The following is a 2524-nucleotide window of genomic DNA, read 5'->3' as shown; positions in this document are numbered from 1 at the left end:
TATAAAAATTTAAAAGGTAGATTATGGTATAATATAATTATTGATAAGTTTTAATCAAGAGAGGAGAAGGACATGAGTGAGATAAATTTAAAAATAGACAAAACAGTACAATGGCTAAGAGATAAAGTGAAAGAAGCTAACTRTAATGGTCTTGTAGTTGGGGTATCAGGAGGTATAGATTCAGCAGTAGTTGCATATTTAATAAAAAAAGCATTTCCGCAAAACTCTATGGGGGTTATTATGAGTATAAAAAGTAATCCAAATGATAGAGAAGATGCTCTTAAAGTTATAAATGGATGTAATATAGAGTATATTGATTTAGACCTGACAGAAGAACAAACTATGATACTTGATCAAGTTACTTCTCAATTAAAAGAGAAAGAGCTATATCAAGAGAATTATATAAAGATGACAGATGCTAATTTAAGAGCAAGAGTTAGAATGAGTACTGTTTATACTGTAGCTAATAATTTAGGTTATTTAGTTGTTGGAACAGATAATGCAGCAGAAATACACACAGGGTACTTTACTAAGTATGGAGATGGTGGAGTTGACTTAGTACCTTTAGCAAACCTTACAAAAAGAGAAGTATATGAGTGGGCTAAAGTACTTGGAGTTCATGAAGATGTAATAAACAAAGCGCCATCAGCAGGATTGTGGGAAGGTCAAACTGATGAAATTGAAATGGGTACAACTTATGATATGATTGATGCCGTAGTTGAGGGAAGATTAGATGAAGTTCCACAAAAAGATCAAGAAATAATAGCTAGATTACATAGAATAAGTGAGCACAAAAGACATACTGCAGCAGCACCTCCTAAGTTCTAATTTACTAAAATCAATATTTGTGCTAAAATTTACAATATAAAATAAAATATCTAAATATTAATTAATAATATGGGTAATTATGTATATAATATAACCCTAAGATATATGAATTAATTATACGTATTAAGGAGTGGAATTATGGGACGTATAGGAAACATAATAAACAAAAAAGGTAAACAAGATGCTAAAAGAGCTAAAATATTCACTAAGCATGCTAGAGCAATAGCAGTTGCAGCTAAAGAAGGTGGAGGAAATCCTGATTACAATGCAGCATTAAAAACTGCTATAGAAAAGGCTAAAGCTGATAACATGCCTAATGATAACATAGACAGAGCAGTAGCAAAAGGTGCTGGAGCTGGAGCTAATGAAAACTATGAAACAATAGTTTATGAAGGATACGGACCAGGTGGAGTTGCTGTTATAGTTGAAACTTTAACAGATAATAAAAATAGAACTGCTGGGAATGTAAGATACTACTTCGACAAAAATGGTGGTAACTTAGGAACTAGTGGATGTGTATCATTCATGTTTGATAACAAAGGGCAAATATTAATAGAAGCTAATGATGAAGTATCTGAAGATGAATTAATGGAAGCAGCTTTAGAAGCTGGAGCAGAAGATTTCATAACAGAAGAAGATGGATATGAAGTAGTTACTGCACCAGAAGATTTTGCAGCAGTTAGAGATGCGTTAAAAGAACAAGGATATGAATTTATATCTGCAGATGTTAAATTAATACCTCAAACTACTACAGAGTTAACTGATGAAACTATGTTAAAGAACATGAACAAGCTAGTTGATATGCTTGAAGATGATGATGATGTTCAAAATGTGTACCATAACTGGGAAATAGCTGAATAATTTCTGAAGTTAAGTAATATTAACAGTTGTAGCTATTTATAATTTGAAAATTATTAGAAAAATTATGATTGTTATGATAAACATATTATATTTTATATAAACATGTAATGAAATATGTTTAGAGTGTTAAGATAAATAAAAACACTTCTAATTATGATGTATATTTTAATTTATACAAATAGTTAGAAGTGTTTTTTTATGTTTTTGAAATAAATTAGATATTACATGATATATTTTTTTTCATTTATAATAAATATATAATTCAGGGAATAAAATTTAAGAGGAGTGATTAATTCATGGGAATAATGCGGATGAAGCGAAACAAGATTTAGAAGGTCTTCAAACTATGAGAGTATTAGGAAATAATATGGCATGGATGTTAAAAATAATTAAAAATTCTAAAGAAGATTTACCTAAAAAAGAAAATAAAATAGCTACTAATTTTATTAGATAATAATTATATAAATTAAAAATACTGAGTAATAAATTATATAAAAAAGTATCTCTAAGAAATTTCTTAGAGATACTTTTTTAATAGAAAAATTATTTTTATCAGTGGATTAAATTTAATAATATTTAAAATTTACTTGAAGATTTAGTGTATAATCAAGTAATTTATGTACTATTTACATTTAAAACTAGAACAATAAGTTTCGGATGTTGTATTAGTTCTTGGAGATAATGTAGTTATGCCTATATTATTAAGAATACATACAGTGCCTGCATTATTAGCACAAGTTTTTACATTACATCCGATATCTTAACCTATAAAGAGTATAGACAGATTTAAATAAAAATAATCTAATAAGTTAAAAAATCTATCCATAAAAACAAA

At 28.0% G+C, this 2524-nt stretch carries 4 protein-coding genes (1 of these 4 only partly in view); 2 read left to right on the top strand and 2 right to left on the bottom strand.

The genetic code is table 11. The features are described from left to right. Positions 1-72: 72 nt before the first annotated feature. Both nadE and G3997_RS08735 read left to right on the top strand, forming a co-directional pair. The gene (gene nadE, locus G3997_RS08740) at positions 73-828 is read left to right on the top strand and encodes an NAD(+) synthase (protein ID WP_296645396.1); all 756 of its coding nucleotides are present in this window, start codon (positions 73-75) and stop codon (positions 826-828) included. A gap of 138 nt (positions 829-966) precedes the next feature. Then, positions 967-1689, top strand: coding sequence for a YebC/PmpR family DNA-binding transcriptional regulator (locus G3997_RS08735; protein WP_296645395.1), 723 nt, complete (start codon positions 967-969; stop codon positions 1687-1689). A 622-nt stretch (positions 1690-2311) separates the two neighbouring features. Here G3997_RS08735 and G3997_RS12000 read toward each other — a convergent pair. Then, positions 2312-2398 carry a hypothetical protein gene (locus G3997_RS12000; RefSeq protein ID WP_442971282.1) on the bottom strand — a complete coding sequence of 29 codons (87 nt, stop codon included), beginning with the start codon at positions 2396-2398 and terminating at the stop codon, positions 2312-2314. Positions 2399-2490: 92 nt separating this feature from the next. Continuing rightward, positions 2491-2524 carry the end of a hypothetical protein gene (locus G3997_RS11995; protein WP_442971281.1) on the bottom strand. It continues 80 nt past the right edge of the window, so 34 of the gene's 114 nt are visible here — the last part of the coding sequence; the start codon falls outside the window, past its right edge — the gene reads right to left on this strand; its stop codon occupies positions 2491-2493.

It is taken from the genome of Romboutsia sp. 13368, assembly GCF_018336475.1.
Taxonomy (GTDB): Bacteria; Bacillota; Clostridia; order Peptostreptococcales; family Peptostreptococcaceae; genus Romboutsia.
This window is presented reverse-complemented; position numbering and strand designations above follow the sequence as displayed.